This window comes from Microbacterium sp. CSI-V (genome assembly GCF_001984105.1).
Lineage (GTDB): Bacteria > Actinomycetota > Actinomycetes > Actinomycetales > Microbacteriaceae > Microbacterium.
This window is the reverse complement of record NZ_MTQM01000004.1, coordinates 1-15,015: the sequence shown is the minus strand read 5'-3', so window position 1 is coordinate 15,015 and position 15,015 is coordinate 1. Positions and strand designations below refer to the sequence as shown.

Below are 15,015 nucleotides of genomic sequence, written 5' to 3'. Positions count from 1 at the left end.
GGACACGGTCGCAGCCGCGGGTTCGCAGACCGGATGCATCGTCCGCCCGCCGTCAAAGGGCACCCGTGCCCGCACTCCTTTGGTGCACGGGTTCGGGTCGCCTAGACTCGGCCGCGGCCGGTGGCTTCCCATCCCCCCGGTCGCGACTCCGGGGGGATCGCCGATGACACGCGCAGACCGGCCGACTCCCCGGCCGCCTCGGTGGGGAGCGGGCGTCCTCATCGCCGTGCTCGCCGTCGTTCTCCTCGTCGGCGGTTCGATCGTCGTGTCCACCGCTCTGGGGATCTGGCCTCTGCGCGCGGCGACCCCGCAGGCGGCACCCGCGGCCACCCGGACGCCGAGTCCCGCGTCCACGGCCGCGCCGGTTCCCCGCGTCGCCCCTTCGGCGACGGCGAGCCCCACTCCGACGGTGCCCCCGTCGCCCGCCGTCCAGGCCTGCGACGGCGACACGGTTCTGACCGTGTGGGCCCACCCCGACGACGACATCATCTTCGGCAACCCCACCATCTCCGACGCCATCGCCGCGGGCCAGTGCGTTCGCACCGTGTTCCTCACGGCGGGCGACGCCGGAAAAGGACTGGACTACACCCACGCGCGCGAGCTCGGCATCCTCCGCGCGTACAACCACATGCGCGGTGCCGACGGGCTGTGGGATTCCACCGTCGTGACCCTCGACGCCGGGCTGCGGCTGGAGAGGCTGACCCCCCAGGGCGACCCGCGTCTGTCGGTGATGTTCGTGCGCCTTCCCGACGGCAACATCACCGACCGGGGATTCGACGCCACCGGGCATGCGTCGCTGAGCAGGCTGATCGACGGGGACATCTCGACGCTCGCGCCGATCGACGGGGGTCCCGCGGTGGACCGTGCGCAGCTCTCCGCCGCACTGAGCGAGATCGCCGTCGCGCTGCACCCGGTGCGCACGCTCACGCACGTTCCGCGCGGCAGTTCGTATGCGCCGGGAGACCATCCCGACCACTCCACGGTGGGCACGCTCGTGCGCGACTCGATCGGACAAAACCCGGCGGCGGCCCCCGGCATCCTGTACTTCGTCGGCTACCCGTCGATCGACCTTCCCCGCACCCTGGACGGTGCCGTCCTGGATGCCAAGGTCGAGACGTACCGCATCTACGCGCAGCAGGACTCGGTGGTGCGATGCGCCGACCGCGACGCGTGTCTGAAGACCCGCAAGTTCGGCGAGTGGCTGCGGAGGTCGTACCCCCTCACCGAGGCCGACCTCCGCATGTCCTGACTCAGTGCGCGAAGGTACCGTGGACGATCGCGCGTCCGAGCGTCTGGAATGCCAGCGCGAAGGACGCCGCGGCGGGGGTGGCGTCGTGCTCCACCCCGAGGCTCTCGGCGCCGACGGCGTGCACGACGAAGAAGTAGCGGTGCGGCTGGTCCCCCTCGGGGGGTGCCGCACCGAGGAAGCCGGCCTGCCCGCCGTCGTTGCGGAGGTGGAAGGCGGCTCCCGGCAGGTCTCCCGCTGCGAAACCGGCGGGGATCTCGCGCACATCGCCCGGCAGATCGACGAGCACCCAGTGCCAGAACCCGCTGGGCGTGGGGGCGTCGGGATCGAAGCAGGTGATGGTGAAGGACGCGGTTCCCTCGGGCACGTTCGACCAGCGCAGGTGCGGAGACGTGTTCCCGCGGGCGGCCACCTGGTCGTCCTTCAGCGGCCGGCCGTCGGTCACGTCGTCGCTGACGACGTCGAAGGACCGCACGGCGGGCAGGAGCGGATAGGGATCGGGGGTCTGGGGGCGCGTCAGATCAACCATGACCGCACGATAGGACTCCGATCCGACACGCAGACCGGGCTTGCGCCCTTCGCGGTCGCTCGGTAGACGCCGATCAGTCCTCCGTGTGCAGCGCGAGCAGGGCGCGGGCCGCCTCCGTGCAGCGGCCGGGGGAGGGGAGTCCGTAGTCCGTCTCGAGGACGGCGCGCAGGTCGTCGGCGAGCTCCGCGACCCCGGGCCGCTCGGCGAGAGCCGCGATCAGCGGGAGGAGCAGGTCGTCGTACTCGTCCTCCGGCCACCCGTCGCCGATCGCCCGCACGCCGATCGGATCCCACTCCCACAGCACGGCACGGATGCGCCGGGCGAGGGGAGACAGTGACCGCGGCGGCGAGGACGTCTGCATGCCCCGAGTGTTCCCATCGTCTCTAGGTGTCCGCTGAGGGAGCGCGATGAACGACGTGGATGCCAACGCACTCCCGCCGCGCCGTCGATGGCACCCGCCGATCGGCGTCTGTCGCCCCGCCGGTCGGTGGGGCCGTGGTGTGTGTTCAGCGGTTCCGGTGCGTCGGCGCGGTAGCGTCGGAGGGTCACGCCGACCGCCGACGACCCGAACCCGTCGCCGCGCTCGGCCGGGGGGACACAGGACGGAGCCACGGTGCAGGACGACGACCTTTCTGGGGCGAAAGGTGACGGAGAAGACGGAACACGCGACGCGCGCCGCATCCGTGTGACTCGGCGCGGCCTCCTCATCGGCGGACTCGCGGTCGTCGGACTCGGCGGCGGCGCCCTGCTCGCCCGGCAGTTCCGCCGGGGCGGCCCGCCGCGCGGAGCGTGGATGCCGCTTCGCGCGATCCCCGCGCCGACGGCGCCGGCCGCGCTCTCGCCCGCGGTCGAAGCGCCCGGCATCGACACGAGCGTGACGATGTGGGCGCACGCCGATGACGACATCATCTTCGCCAACCCGGAGCTGTCGGACGCGATCACCGGCGGCGCCACCGTGCGCGCGGTGTACGTCACGGCGGGAGACGCGGGGAAGGGGCTCGACTACGCCCATGAACGCGAGGCCGGGATCCGCGCCGCCTACGACCTCATGCGCGGCTCCACCGCGGAGTGGGACGAACGACGCATCACCCTCCTCAGCGGTGCCACCGTGACGCGGTTCGTGCCGTCCGACGAACCACGCCTGTCCATCACCGTCCTTCGGCTCCCCGACGGCGGGCTCAACGGCAAGGGCTTCCCCGCCACGGGGAACGCCGGGCTCACGCAGCTCGTCAACGGCGACGTCGCGGAACTCGCCCCGATCGACGGGTCGCCGACCTATGACCTGCCGCGACTGACCGCGACGCTCGCCGAGCTCCTGGCGGCGGCGCAGCCCGAACGCGTGAGCACGAACGTCCCGCACGAGAGCGCTTTCGCCCGCGGCGACCACCCCGATCACTCGTGCGTCGGCTCGCTGGTGCGAAGGTCCGCGCCCGCGGTCGGCATCCCCGCGGAGTCCATGTCGTATTTCCTCGGATACCCGTCCCAGGATCAACCCGTCAACGTCACCGGCGACGCCCTGGATGCCAAGGTCGAGGTGTACCGCACCTATGCCGCCGACGACCCGGTGGTCCGGTGCGCGGAGGCGTCCACGTGCCTCGCGCAGCCCGGCTTCGGCGACTGGCTGCGACGGACGTACCCCAAGACCGAGGCCGAGCTCCGGCTGTCCTGACCGGGCTCAGCTCTCGGGCGTGCGCCGGGGGAGCGACACCGCGAGTCGGAAGGCGCCGTCCGGTCCGCCCGCGGCGGTGAGACGGCCGCCCAGCAGTTCGGCCCGCTCCCGCAGTCCGCGGAGGCCGGCTCCGCCGGAGGGGAGGATCAGCGCGGCTCCCGTGGGCGGGTCGTTCTCGACGACGACGTCGATGGTCGTGGTCGAGGTGCGCACGCTCACCCGCACGGCGGCTCCGGGAGCGTGCTTCCGAGCGTTCGTCAGTCCTTCCTGGATCGTCCGGTAGACCGCTCGCTGCAGCGGCGGTGCGAGGTCGTCCGTGACGTCGGTGACCAGTTCCGCGGGGAGGCCGCTGTCGGCGACCAGTCGCGGGAGGTCGTCGAGGGTCGGCTGCGGCTTGTCGCCGCCGGTCGGAGCGCCCTCGGCGCGCAGCACCCCGACCATCTGCCGGAGCTCGTCGAGGGTGCGCACCGCCAGGGAGCGGATGACTCCGGCCGCTGTCCGCGCCGCCGGATCGGGCGAGGACACCTGGAGCGCGCCGGCCTGCACGGCGATCAGGCTCACCTGGTGGGAGACGACGTCGTGCATCTCGCGGGAGAGGCGGGCGCGTTCCCGTCGGAGGACGTCCTGTTCGTCGCGGCGCCGCTCGGCCTCCCTCGCCGCCGAGAGATCGGCGACCCGGTCGCTCAGCTCCCGCCGGGTGCGCACCAGCGCGCCGAGGGCGATCGGGGTCGCGGCGTAGAGCAGGGCGTAGAGGAGCGAGGGCGCCAGGTAGTCCAGCTCGGGCAGTTGCCAGTCGGGGAGGAGGAAGCACGCGAAGGTGACGGCCCCGGCCGCGACGAGCGGGGGGAGGCGCCGCTCGCGGACGGCGACCGAGTACAGCGCGATCGGTGCGGCGATGGTCATGGCATCCACCACGAGCCCGGGCAGGACCAGCGCGAACGCCACCCAGGGAAGACGTCGGCGCACGAGGAGCCCGAGGACGGCGATGGCGGCGAGCGCGACCTCGAACGGGGTCCACTCCGGGAGGAGGACGACGACGTCCACGACCGCGGCTCCGGCCAGCGCGAGGTCGGTGACGACGGCGAACCATCGCGTGCGGGTGACGGCCGCCAACCGGTCGCGCGCGCGGAGGGTCACCGCCGGTCGCCGCCCCGGCGGGCGCGCTCGGCGATGAGGGCGGCTTCGAGTCGGGTGGAGACCGAGAGCTTTGCCAGGATGGCGCTCACGTGGTCCTTCACGGTCGCGCCGCTGAGATGCAGGCGCTTGCCGATCTCGGCGTTGGATTCGCCCGTGGGCAGGCGCTCGAGCACGTCTCGCTCGCGCTCGGTCAGGAGCGCCACGCGTTCCACGGCGTCCGGGTCGGGAGCGCCGACGTAGCCCTCGACCAGCGTCCGCGAGACCTGGGGCGAGAGCACCACGCCTCCGGCGGCGAGCGAGCGCACCATGGCCGCGAGGTGCTGCGGGGGCGTGTCCTTCACGAGGAACCCGGACGCGCCGTCCTGCAGGGCCCGGGCGATGTGCTCGTCGGTGTCGAAGGTCGTCAGGATGCCGACGACGGGGCGCTCGGGGTCGTCCCGGATGTCGGCCAGCACGTCCAGGCCGCTGCGTCCCGGCATCCGGATGTCGAGGAGGACCACGTCCGGACGCTCGCGACGGATGACGTCGACGGCATGGTCGCCGTCGACGGCCGCGACGACCTCGATGTCGTCGGCGGCGCCCAGGATGAGCTCGAAGCCCGAACGGACGAGGGCTTCGTCGTCGACGACTACCACGCGGATCACGTCTGTCACCCTACGACGGGGCGGGCCGAGTCGCCCGCCCGGGAACGCGGAAGGGGATGCCGGGCGACCGGCATCCCCTTCCGTCGACGGGTCAGTCGTCGGAGACGGTGACCGTCACCTCGATGTTGCCGCGTGTCGCGTTCGAGTACGGGCACACCTGGTGCGCCTCGTCGGCGAGCTGCTGGGCCTGGTCTTGTTCGATGCCGGGGAGCACGACCTCGAGCAGAACGGCGAGCTGGTAGCCGCCCTGACCGTTGGGTCCGATCTGGACACGGCCGCCGACGGAGGAGTCCTGCAGCTTCACCTTGTGACCGCGGGCGACGGCGTGCAGCGCGCTGTGGAAGCACGCGGCGTAGCCGGCTGCGAAGAGCTGCTCGGGGTTCGTCCCGTTGCCCGAGCCGCCCATCTCCTTCGGGACGGCGACGTCGAGGTCGAGCTGGTCGCCGGCGACGACGTGGCCGTTGCGGCCCTCTCCGGTCGAGAGGGCTTCGGCGGTGTAGAGGACGTCCATGTGTGGGGGTTCCTTTCTGGAGGACGAACGGATGCCGGACGGCATGAGGGGAGGAGGGGACGCGCGCGGCGTCTCGCGATCAGGCGCGGGATGCTCCGTCGACGACGTCGCGGACGGTCTGGGGGTGGTCGCGCAGGTCGCGCATCGCGACGGTGAGCTGCTGGAGGGCGCGGATCAACTCGTGAGCGCTGTCGGCGTCGGGGATGCCGGATCCCACGGCGATGCAGCGCGGGACGTGCGCCAGCTCGTCGCGCATCTCGCGCCCGCGTGCGGTGAGCGACACCGTCACGACGCGTTCGTCGTCGACGCGGCGCTCGCGCGTGACGTATCCGGCGGATTCCATGCGGGCGAGCATCGGCGAAAGCGTGCCGGAATCGAGCTGCAGGGCGTCGCCGAGCCCGCTGACGGTCTGATCGCCGTCGTTCCAGAGCGTCACGAACGCGAGGTACTGGGGATAGGTGAGATCCCACGGGTCGAGGAGGACGCGGTAGGCCTGGGTGGTGGTGCGGCTGGCCGCGTACAGCGCGAAGCAGACGAGGGAGTCGACGGCGGGCATGACCTAAGAGTTGCACACAATTTAATTGTGCACAACATGAATCGGAGCGAACCCCGGAAGTCAACCCCTGCCACGGGATGCCGTGCACCCGCACCATGGGTCGCATGATCCCCCGCAGCGACGTCGGCGCCATGTCCGCGTCGGGCTTCCCGCCCGACGCGGACCGCGATGTCCTCGCCATCAACGGGCACCACTTCGAGCTCGGCCTCCCGGGGATGCCGGGCCTCGCCGAACCGGCCTGATCGCCGTCGGTTCAGCGTTCGATCGACCCGTCGGTCACCGCGACCGCCACCTCGCCGCCGTCGGTGAACTCCACCGTCCAGGACGGCTGTGCACCGGAGCCCAACCCGACCTCCGCGACACTCCCGTCGCCGGCGTGCGCGGAGGCGGCGACGCGGATGCCGTCCGCCAGCGTCGTGGACGCCCTCGTCAACGCCTCCCGGTCCTCGGCCTCGACCTCGCCCGCGTCCCGGCGGTCGGTCACGCTCGGGCCGGTGAGATCGATGTCGACCTCGACGGTCCGGTCGCCCGCCGCCACATGCACCTGAGCGGTCCCGTCGTCGATCTCCACCTCGAACGCCCGGCCCCCGGCATCCGACTCGGCCAGCAGGACCGCGGCGATCACCGTTTCGTAGCCCACGTCGCCGGTGCCGGCCTGGCCGCCGAAAGGAGCGCACGCGGTCAGTGCGAGAGCGAGACCGAGGGCGGAGAGCCCCGCGGCCGGAGCGCGATGGGATGCCATGGCGCGAGGCTAACGGCCGGATCCGAACCGACGCCGGTCATTGCGGCGGCGCGTGGGATATGCCAGGGGAGCGGCGTGATATCAAGCCCCGCCCCCGGCGTCAATGGCGGCCGCGCGCCCAGGTCGGCGTCCCAGCATGACCGGCATGAGCGAGATCACCGCACACCACGGACTTCTGACCGACATCGACCTCCACGTCGACGACGCCGGCGGGGCAGGGCGCCCCGTCGTCCTGATCCACGGCTGGCCCCTCTCGGGCGAATCGTGGGCCCATCAGGTGCCCGCCCTCGAAGAGGCCGGCTACCGGGTCGTCACCTACGACCGCCGCGGGTTCGGGCGCAGTGACAAGCCGCGCACGGGATACGACTACGACACCTTCGCCGACGATCTGCACGCCGTCCTCGAGGCCCTGGATCTTCGCGACGCCACGCTCGTGGGCTTTTCCATGGGCGGGGGAGAGGTGGCGCGCTACCTGACCCGCCACGGCGCCGACCGGGTGCGCAGCGTCGTCTTCGCCGCCGCGGTCCCGCCGTACCTGGCCCAGACCGACGACAACCCCGAGGGGCCGCTCGACGCGGACACGGCCGCGGGGATGGAGAAGGGGCTCAAGGACGACGAGAAGGCCTTCTACCACCAGTTCACGACCGACTTCTTCTCGGTGGACGGGGAGCTCACCGTGCCCCCGGCCGAGCAGGCCGAGGCGGAGCGTCTCGCGAACCAGGCCGACCACCACGCCGCGCTGAAGGCGATGGAGGCATTCGCCACGACCGACTTCCGCGACGACCTGCGCAACGTCTCGGTGCCCGCGCTGATCCTGCACGGTGACAGCGACGCGACCGTTCCGTTCGAGGGCTCGGGCAAGCGCACCCACGCGGCGATCCCCGGCAGTGAGCTGCACGTCGTGGCCGGCGCCCCGCACGGCGTCAACGTCAGCCACGCCGACGAATTCAACCGCGCGCTGGTGGACTTCCTGCAGCGCTGACCCGTCACCGCGCCCTCGATCTCGCCCGCGATCCCGCGGAGGGCGGTCCGTGCCCCCGACACCACCCGGTGCCGGGGGCACGGTCCTGTCTCGGGAGGCAGCGCCCGACCGGTGGCGGAGAGGGCCGTCTCGTTTGGTCGTGGCATCCGGATGCCGTAAGCTAACCCTTTGGTGCCCGCCTCACTGCGAGCGGGTCGCCCGAACGTGAGCCCTCCACCGGCCCAGTTGCCCGGTCATCGACCGGAGAACCGACCACCGGAGCGGGATTCACGAACTCCTCCGTTCGATCAAGAAAGCAGCACTACTGTGACGCGCACTTTCACCCCCAAGGCCGCTGAGGTCACGCGCGAGTGGGTCGTTATCGACGCCACCGACGTCGTCCTCGGCCGCCTGGCCTCGCACGCGGCGGCCCTCCTCCGCGGCAAGCACAAGGCGACCTTCGCCAACCACATCGACTCGGGTGACTTCGTCATCGTGATCAACGCCGACAAGGTCGCGCTCACGGGTCAGAAGCTCGAGAAGAAGAAGGCTTACCGCCACTCGGGTTACCCGGGCGGCCTCAAGTCGGTCACCTACAACGAGCTCCTCGAGAAGAACCCCGAGCGGGCCGTCGAGAAGGCCGTTCGCGGCATGCTCCCCAAGAACAGCCTCGGTGCGGCGCAGCTCAAGAAGCTGAAGGTCTACCGCGGCGCCGAGCACCCGCACGGTGCCCAGCAGCCCACCGCGTACACCTTCGACCAGGTCGCCCAGTAAGCGCCGCCGGATAAGGACGAAACAGTGTCGAACATCGACTCCAGCAACTACAGCACCGAGACGCCGGCCGAGCAGGCCGTCGTCGCGGCCGAGCGCCCCGTTCTCTCGGTCCCCGGCGCAGCCGTCGGCCGTCGCAAGCAGGCCATCGCCCGCGTGCGCCTGGTCCCCGGCTCCGGCACGATCACGGTCAACGGCCGCACGATCGAGGACTACTTCCCGAACAAGCTCCACCAGCAGCTCATCAACGACCCGTTCACGGTCCTCGAGCTCGCCGGCGCCTACGACGTCATCGCACGTATCTCCGGCGGCGGCCCCTCGGGCCAGGCCGGTGCGCTGCGCCTGGGCATCGCCCGTGCGCTGAACGAGATCGACGCCGAGAACAACCGCCCGGGTCTGAAGAAGGCCGGCTTCCTCTCCCGTGACGCCCGCGTCAAGGAGCGCAAGAAGGCCGGTCTTAAGAAGGCCCGCAAGGCGCCTCAGTACTCCAAGCGCTGAGTTCGACGTTCCGGATGCCTCTTTTCGGCACGGACGGGGTGCGGGGGCTGGCCAACGGTCTCCTCACCGCCGAACTCGCGCTGCACCTGGCCCAGGCGACTGCCGTCGTCCTGGGCCAGGGCCGTTCGGCGGAGGCGCGGAAGGCCGAAGGCCGCCGTCTCACCGCCGTCATCGCGCGCGATCCGCGGGTCTCGGGAGAGTTCCTCTCGGCCGCGGTCGCCGCGGGCCTGGCCTCGTCGGGCGTGGACGTCCTCGACGCGGGCGTCATCCCGACCCCGGCGACCGCCTTCCTGATCGCGGATCGCGACGCCGACTTCGGCGTCATGGTGTCGGCTTCGCACAACCCCGCTCCCGACAACGGGATCAAGATCTTCGCCCGCGGCGGTACGAAGCTCCCCGACATCGTCGAGGAGCGCATCGAGCGCGCCCTGGAGTGGGAGCGACTGCAGCCCACGGGTGCGGGTGTCGGGCGCATCCGTCGCTTCGCCGACGCCGAAGACCGTTACGTCGTCCACCTGCTCGGCTCGCTTCCGCACCGGCTCGACGGCATCCACGTCGTCCTCGACTGCGCGCACGGTGCCGCCGCCGGCGTCTCGCCCGAGACCTTCCGCGACGCGGGTGCCACGGTGACCGTCATCGGTGCCGACCCCGACGGCCTCAACATCAACGACGGCGTGGGCTCCACCCACCTCGACGTGCTCGCCGAGGCCGTGGTGCGCCTGGGGGCCGACGTCGGCATCGCGCACGACGGCGACGCCGACCGCTGCCTGGCCGTCGATGCCGACGGCAACATCGTCGACGGCGACCAGATCATGGCGATCCTCGCGGTGGCGATGAAGGAGCGCGGTGCGCTCGTCGACGACACCCTGGTGGCCACCGTGATGAGCAACCTGGGCCTTCATCGCGCGATGGCGGATCACGGCATCCGGGTCCTCCAGACCGCCGTCGGAGACCGTTACGTGCTCGAGGCCATGAACGAGGGCGGCTACTCCCTCGGGGGCGAGCAGTCCGGCCACGTGATCATGAGCGACTTCGCCACGACCGGCGACGGTCTGCTCACGGGTTTGCACATCGTCGCGGAGATGGCCCGTCAGAAGAAGACGATGGCCGAGCTGGCCGCGATCATGACGGTCTACCCGCAGGTGCTCGTGAACGTCCGGGGCGTCGACCGCGACCGCGTGTCCGACGAGGTCGTGCAGGAGGCCGTGCGCGCCGCCGAGACGGAGTTGGGCGACTCGGGGCGCGTGCTGCTGCGCGCGTCGGGGACCGAGCCGCTGGTTCGCGTCATGGTCGAGGCCGCGTCGGAGCACGTCGCCCGCGCCCACGCCGATCGCCTGTCCGAGGTCGTGCGCGAGCGCCTCGCCCTCTGACCCACGGCCCCTGACCTGGGTTCGGGGCGCGATTCTTCGTTCGGGGCGGGATTTTCACGCCCCGAACGCGGGAACGCGCCCCAAACCAGGGAATGCGGCGCCCCGAGGAAGGTCAGTACTCCAGCGACTCGATGTAGCGCAGCAGGACGCCCTCGCGCAGCGCCCAGGGCGAGACCTCGAGCTCATCGACGTCCATCGCCTTCATCGCGCGCTCCACGACGACCGCGGCCGCGACGATCTGGAACGTGCGGTCGGCGGTGATACCGGGGAGCGCCTCGCGGGCGTCGGCGGGAATCCGCGCAAGTCGCGGGATCCAATCCTTCAGCTCGCGCCGCGGCAGCACCATCCGGTCGATGCCCGACCAGCCCGGCACGGGGTACCCGGCGAGCTTCGCGAGAGAGCGGATCGCCTTCGACGAGCCGATCACGTGGTCCGGGCGGGGGAGGGCGGCGAAGCGCTCGGCGACGGGGGCGAGGACGGATGCCGCGTGCTGACGCAGCGCGTCGATCTCGTCCTCGCTCGGCGGGTCGTGGGGGAGGAACTGCACCGTCGACCGCCCGGCGCCCAGCGGCACCGACTCGGCCAGCTCGGGCAGTTCGTCCGCGCCGCCCGCGATCTCGAGCGACCCGCCGCCGATGTCGAACAGCAGGATCTGTCCGGCGGACCATCCGAACCAGCGGCGCACCGCCAGGTAGGTGTACCGGGCCTCGGTTTCTCCGCCGAGCACCTGGAGCGGCTGCCCCAGGACGGCCTCGATGCGGGCGATGACGTCATCGCCGTTGGTCGCTTCGCGGACGGCGGAGGTGGCGGTCGCGAGGAGCTCGTCGACCCCTTCGGCCCGCGCGGTCTCGCACGCCTGGGTCACGGCATCCACCAGTCCGGTGACGCCCTCGGGCGAGATCGACCCGTCGGGCTCGAGGTAGCGCATGAGCCGCAGCACCGAGCGGTGCGACGTCGTCGCGGTGGGCCGTCCCCCGGCGCGCGCGTTCGCGACGAGCAGGTGGACGGTGTTGGAACCGATGTCGAGTACCCCGAGTCGCACGCTCCGAGCGTAGTGGGAGCCCGCGGGTAGCATGGGCGGGTGTCCGCCGCAGAGACCGCCGCTCCCGCACCGTCGCTGAGCCCCTACCGTCAGATCGACCGCGCCGAGTGGGCACGTATGGCCGGCGGCATCCAGCAGCCGCTCACCGAGACCGAGGTCGTGCAGCTGCGCGGCATCGGCGATCGGCTCGACCTGCGCGAGGTCGCCGAGGTGTACCTGCCGCTCAGCCGCCTGCTGAGCCTCTACGCCCGCGCCACGCGGCGGCTCGGTGCCGACACCAGCGAGTTCCTGGGCGAACCGGATGCCACGACCCCGTTCGTCATCGGGGTCGCGGGCTCGGTCGCGGTGGGCAAGTCCACGATCGCGCGCCTGCTGCGCGAGCTGATGAGCCGCTGGCCCGACACCCCGCGCGTCGAGCTCGTGACCACCGACGGCTTCCTCTACCCGAACGCCGAGCTCGAGCGCCGCGGCCTCATGGACCGCAAGGGCTTCCCGGAGTCCTACGACCGACGGGCGCTGGTGGAGTTCCTCAGCGAAGTGAAGTCCGGCGCGGAGGAGGTGCGCGCCCCGTTCTACTCGCACGTGCAGTACGACATCATGCCCGACGCCCACGTGACGGTGCACCGCCCCGACGTCGTGATCGTCGAGGGGCTCAACGTGCTGCAGCCCCCGCCCACGCCGAACGACGTCGCGGTCAGCGACCTGTTCGACTTCTCGATCTACGTGGATGCCGATGCGGCCCACATCGAGCGCTGGTACGTCGACCGCTTCCTGGCGCTGCGCGACAACGCGTTCACCAACCCCTCGTCTTTCTTCCGCGTGTTCGCCGACATCAGCGACGAAGAAGCGGTGTCGCGGGCGCTCGGGTTCTGGCGCGAGATCAACCTGCCCAATCTCGAGGAGAACGTCCTTCCCACCCGACACCGGGCCAAGCTCGTGCTGCAGAAGGGTGCCGACCACACCGTCGAATCGGTACTGCTACGCAAGCTCTGACGCAGCAACCCGGCGGGGGATTCGCACAGGCACCGCCCCGTAGACTCGGAAGCTATGTGCGGAATCATCGGATACGTGGGTCCTCGGCAGAGCCAGGACATCCTGCTGGCGGGCCTGTCGCGGCTGGAGTACCGGGGCTACGACTCCGCCGGCATCGCCGTGATCGACGGCGACGGGGGCCTCGGCATGCGCAAGCGTGCCGGCAAGCTCGCGGTGCTGCGTGACGACCTGGTATCCACGCCCCTCGCCGATGGCACCACGGGCATCGGGCACACGCGCTGGGCCACGCACGGCGGACCGACGGATGCCAACGCGCACCCGCACCTCGCCGATGACGACAAGCTCGCTGTCATCCACAACGGGATCATCGAGAATTTCGCCGAGCTCAAGAGCGAGCTCGTGGGCGAGGGCGTGACCTTCCGCAGCGAGACCGACACCGAGGTCGCGGCCGCGATGATCGGCCGCGAGTACGCCCGCACCGGTGACCTCGTCGCGGCGTTCCGCGCCGTGGTGTCGCGCCTCGAGGGCGCCTACACGCTGCTCGCGATGCACAAGGACCACCCGGGCCTCGTCGTGGGCGCCCGCCGCAACTCTCCGCTGGTGATCGGCCTGGGCGAGGGCGAGAACTTCCTCGGCTCCGACGTCGCGGCCTTCGTCGAGCACACGCGGAACGCTCTCGCGATCGGCCAGGACGAGATCGTCGCGATCACGCCCGAGGGTGTCGAGGTCACCGACTTCTCCGGCGCGCCGGTCGAGGTCGAGGCCTTCGAGGTCACGTGGGACGCGTCCGCCGCCGAGAAGGGCGGCTGGTCGTCGTTCATGGCGAAGGAGGTCTCGGAGGAGCCCGAGGCCGTCGCCAACACGCTCCGCGGTCGCATCCACGAGGGCCGTGTCGAGATCCCCGAACTCGACGGCATGGACGAGTTCCTCGCCGACATCGACCGCATCCTCGTCATCGCGTGCGGCACCGCCGCCTACGCCGGCATGGTCGGCAAGTACGCGCTCGAGACGTGGACGCGGGTCCCCGTCGACGTGGAACTCGCGCACGAGTTCCGCTACCGCGACCCGGTGCTCTCGCCCCGCACGCTCGTGGTCTCGATCAGCCAGTCCGGCGAGACCATGGACACGCTGATGGCCGTGAAGTACGCCCGCTCTCGCGGCGCGAAGACGCTGTCGATCTGCAACACGCAGGGCGCGACCATCCCGCGCGAGTCGGATGCCATCGTCTACACGCACGCCGGCCCCGAGGTCGCCGTCGCCTCGACGAAGGCCTTCGTCGCGCAGATCACGGCGCTGTACCTGCTCGCCCTGCACGTGGGTCGTGTGCGTGGCGCGGTCGACCCCGTGGTCGCCGTCGAGGCGGTCACCGAGCTCGAGGCCGTCCCCGGCAAGATCGCCCGTGTGCTCGAGACCGAGCAGACCCGCATCGAGCAGCTCGCGCACTGGATGGCCGACACCCGCTCGGTGCTGTTCCTCGGCCGCAACGTCGGATACCCGATCGCCCTCGAGGGTGCGCTGAAGCTCAAGGAGCTGGCCTACATCCACGCCGAGGGCTTCGCCGCCGGCGAGCTGAAGCACGGACCGATCGCCCTGATCGAGCCCGGTCAGCCGGTGTTCGTCGTGGTGCCGTCGCCGCGCGGTTCGGGCGAGATGCACAAGAAGGTCGTGTCGAACATCGAGGAGATCCGCGCCCGCGGCGCCCGCGTGATCGCGATCGCGGAAGAGGGCGACGTCGCCGTGCTGCCCGCCGCCGACGAGGTGCTCCGCATCCCGCTCGCCGCGCCGCTGTTCGAGCCGCTCCTCGCCGTGGTGCCGCTGCACATCTTCGCGATGGGCCTCGCCGAGGCCAAGGGCCTGGACGTCGACCAGCCCCGCAACCTCGCGAAGTCGGTGACGGTCGAATAGGACCGGACGTTTTCGGGGCCGGATGCCAGTGGCATCCGGCCCCTTTTCCTTTGCGGATGAGGCGAAGAGGAGAGTTCTCTCATCTTCCTTGGGGAGTGGCGGTGATGTGCCTACGGTGTAAGTCTCATCTGTTCCGTGGGCGCGGGACGGTGGCCAAGTAATGAGCTTTCCGCACGGGGTGATGTGATGCCGGACGCGATCAAGGTCGGTGAGATCCCGGGTGACGAGATCAAGCCGGAGGTCATCGAGGAGAACGCCCGCACGATCGGGACGATCGCGGGTCAGGTGTCCGAGCACGGCTCGAACGTCCACTTCAAGTGGCAGGGCATGGCCGGGGTCTATGAGGCTCCGGAATCGCCCACCCTGCTGGGACTGATGGCCCCGGTCAGTTCGCAGGCGACCCAGGTCAGCGACAACCTGGCCGAGGTGTCGGCAGCCCTC

18 protein-coding genes are annotated in these 15,015 nt (G+C 71.1%); 10 read left to right on the top strand and 8 right to left on the bottom strand.

The features are described from left to right. Positions 1-163: 163 nt before the first annotated feature. Positions 164-1,249 (top strand): PIG-L family deacetylase, encoded by a 1,086-nt coding sequence (locus CSIV_RS00650; RefSeq protein ID WP_083734907.1) that lies wholly within the window; start codon positions 164-166, stop codon positions 1,247-1,249. Between the two features lies 1 nt (position 1,250). Here the strand turns inward: CSIV_RS00650 and CSIV_RS00645 are convergent, their stop codons facing one another. Continuing rightward, positions 1,251-1,775, bottom strand: a complete 525-nt coding sequence (locus tag CSIV_RS00645) for a YbhB/YbcL family Raf kinase inhibitor-like protein (RefSeq protein WP_077049514.1) — start codon at positions 1,773-1,775, stop codon at positions 1,251-1,253. 73 nt (positions 1,776-1,848) lie between these two features. After that, the gene (locus CSIV_RS00640) at positions 1,849-2,136 is read right to left on the bottom strand and encodes a hypothetical protein (RefSeq protein WP_077049513.1); all 288 of its coding nucleotides are present in this window, start codon (positions 2,134-2,136) and stop codon (positions 1,849-1,851) included. A gap of 252 nt (positions 2,137-2,388) precedes the next feature. On the opposite strand from CSIV_RS00640, the gene CSIV_RS00635 reads away from it, so the two are divergent. Continuing rightward, on the top strand, positions 2,389-3,444 hold the full coding sequence (locus CSIV_RS00635; protein ID WP_175627530.1) for a PIG-L family deacetylase: 1,056 nt from the start codon (positions 2,389-2,391) through the stop codon (positions 3,442-3,444). 6 nt (positions 3,445-3,450) lie between these two features. Here CSIV_RS00635 and CSIV_RS00630 read toward each other — a convergent pair whose 3' ends face one another. The 4 genes from CSIV_RS00630 to CSIV_RS00615 all read right to left on the bottom strand — a co-directional run bounded on the left by CSIV_RS00630 (position 3,451) and on the right by CSIV_RS00615 (position 6,292). Further along, on the bottom strand, positions 3,451-4,581 hold the full coding sequence (locus tag CSIV_RS00630; protein WP_202401113.1) for a sensor histidine kinase: 1,131 nt from the start codon (positions 4,579-4,581) through the stop codon (positions 3,451-3,453). Beyond that, on the bottom strand, positions 4,578-5,225 hold the full coding sequence (locus tag CSIV_RS00625) for a response regulator (RefSeq protein ID WP_077049511.1): 648 nt from the start codon (positions 5,223-5,225) through the stop codon (positions 4,578-4,580). Before CSIV_RS00625 ends, CSIV_RS00630 begins: the two co-directional genes overlap by 4 nt. Positions 5,226-5,316: 91 nt before the next feature. Then, positions 5,317-5,736 (bottom strand): organic hydroperoxide resistance protein, encoded by a 420-nt coding sequence (locus tag CSIV_RS00620; protein WP_077049510.1) that lies wholly within the window; start codon positions 5,734-5,736, stop codon positions 5,317-5,319. A 79-nt stretch (positions 5,737-5,815) separates the two neighbouring features. Further along, positions 5,816-6,292, bottom strand: coding sequence for a MarR family winged helix-turn-helix transcriptional regulator (locus CSIV_RS00615; RefSeq protein ID WP_077049509.1), 477 nt, complete (start codon positions 6,290-6,292; stop codon positions 5,816-5,818). 104 nt (positions 6,293-6,396) lie between these two features. Here CSIV_RS00615 and CSIV_RS18200 point away from each other — a divergent pair, with 104 nt between their 5' ends. Continuing rightward, a complete protein-coding gene (locus CSIV_RS18200; protein ID WP_160897633.1) occupies positions 6,397-6,534 on the top strand; it encodes a hypothetical protein in 138 nt (45 codons plus the stop codon). Between the two features lie 11 nt (positions 6,535-6,545). Here the strand turns inward: CSIV_RS18200 and CSIV_RS00610 are convergent, their stop codons facing one another. Further along, a complete protein-coding gene (locus CSIV_RS00610; RefSeq protein WP_077049508.1) occupies positions 6,546-7,034 on the bottom strand; it encodes a hypothetical protein in 489 nt (162 codons plus the stop codon). Between the two features lie 145 nt (positions 7,035-7,179). On the opposite strand from CSIV_RS00610, the gene CSIV_RS00605 reads away from it, so the two are divergent. The 4 genes from CSIV_RS00605 to glmM all read left to right on the top strand — a co-directional run bounded on the left by CSIV_RS00605 (position 7,180) and on the right by glmM (position 10,634). After that, positions 7,180-8,016, top strand: coding sequence for an alpha/beta fold hydrolase (locus tag CSIV_RS00605; RefSeq protein ID WP_077049599.1), 837 nt, complete (start codon positions 7,180-7,182; stop codon positions 8,014-8,016). Between the two features lie 306 nt (positions 8,017-8,322). Next, positions 8,323-8,769: a 50S ribosomal protein L13 gene (gene rplM, locus CSIV_RS00600; RefSeq protein WP_076491214.1), complete on the top strand. Its 447-nt coding sequence runs from the start codon at positions 8,323-8,325 to the stop codon at positions 8,767-8,769. A 24-nt stretch (positions 8,770-8,793) separates the two neighbouring features. Then, positions 8,794-9,264, top strand: a complete 471-nt coding sequence (rpsI, locus tag CSIV_RS00595; RefSeq protein WP_077049507.1) for a 30S ribosomal protein S9 — start codon at positions 8,794-8,796, stop codon at positions 9,262-9,264. Between the two features lie 14 nt (positions 9,265-9,278). Further along, positions 9,279-10,634: a phosphoglucosamine mutase gene (gene glmM, locus CSIV_RS00590; protein ID WP_077049506.1), complete on the top strand. Its 1,356-nt coding sequence runs from the start codon at positions 9,279-9,281 to the stop codon at positions 10,632-10,634. A gap of 112 nt (positions 10,635-10,746) precedes the next feature. On the opposite strand, the gene CSIV_RS00585 is transcribed toward glmM, so the two are convergent. Continuing rightward, entirely contained in the window at positions 10,747-11,676 is a 930-nt protein-coding gene (locus CSIV_RS00585) for a Ppx/GppA phosphatase family protein (protein ID WP_077049505.1), read from the bottom strand. A 39-nt stretch (positions 11,677-11,715) separates the two neighbouring features. Between CSIV_RS00585 and coaA the strand changes: the two genes are divergently transcribed. From coaA to CSIV_RS00570, 3 genes are all read left to right on the top strand, one after another. Next, positions 11,716-12,669, top strand: coding sequence for a type I pantothenate kinase (gene coaA, locus CSIV_RS00580; protein ID WP_077049504.1), 954 nt, complete (start codon positions 11,716-11,718; stop codon positions 12,667-12,669). A 54-nt stretch (positions 12,670-12,723) separates the two neighbouring features. After that, a complete protein-coding gene (gene glmS, locus CSIV_RS00575) occupies positions 12,724-14,574 on the top strand; it encodes a glutamine--fructose-6-phosphate transaminase (isomerizing) (protein WP_077049503.1) in 1,851 nt (616 codons plus the stop codon). 186 nt (positions 14,575-14,760) lie between these two features. Continuing rightward, a partial coding sequence (locus CSIV_RS00570; protein WP_139340557.1) for a hypothetical protein occupies positions 14,761-15,015 on the top strand: 255 nt, incomplete at its 3' end.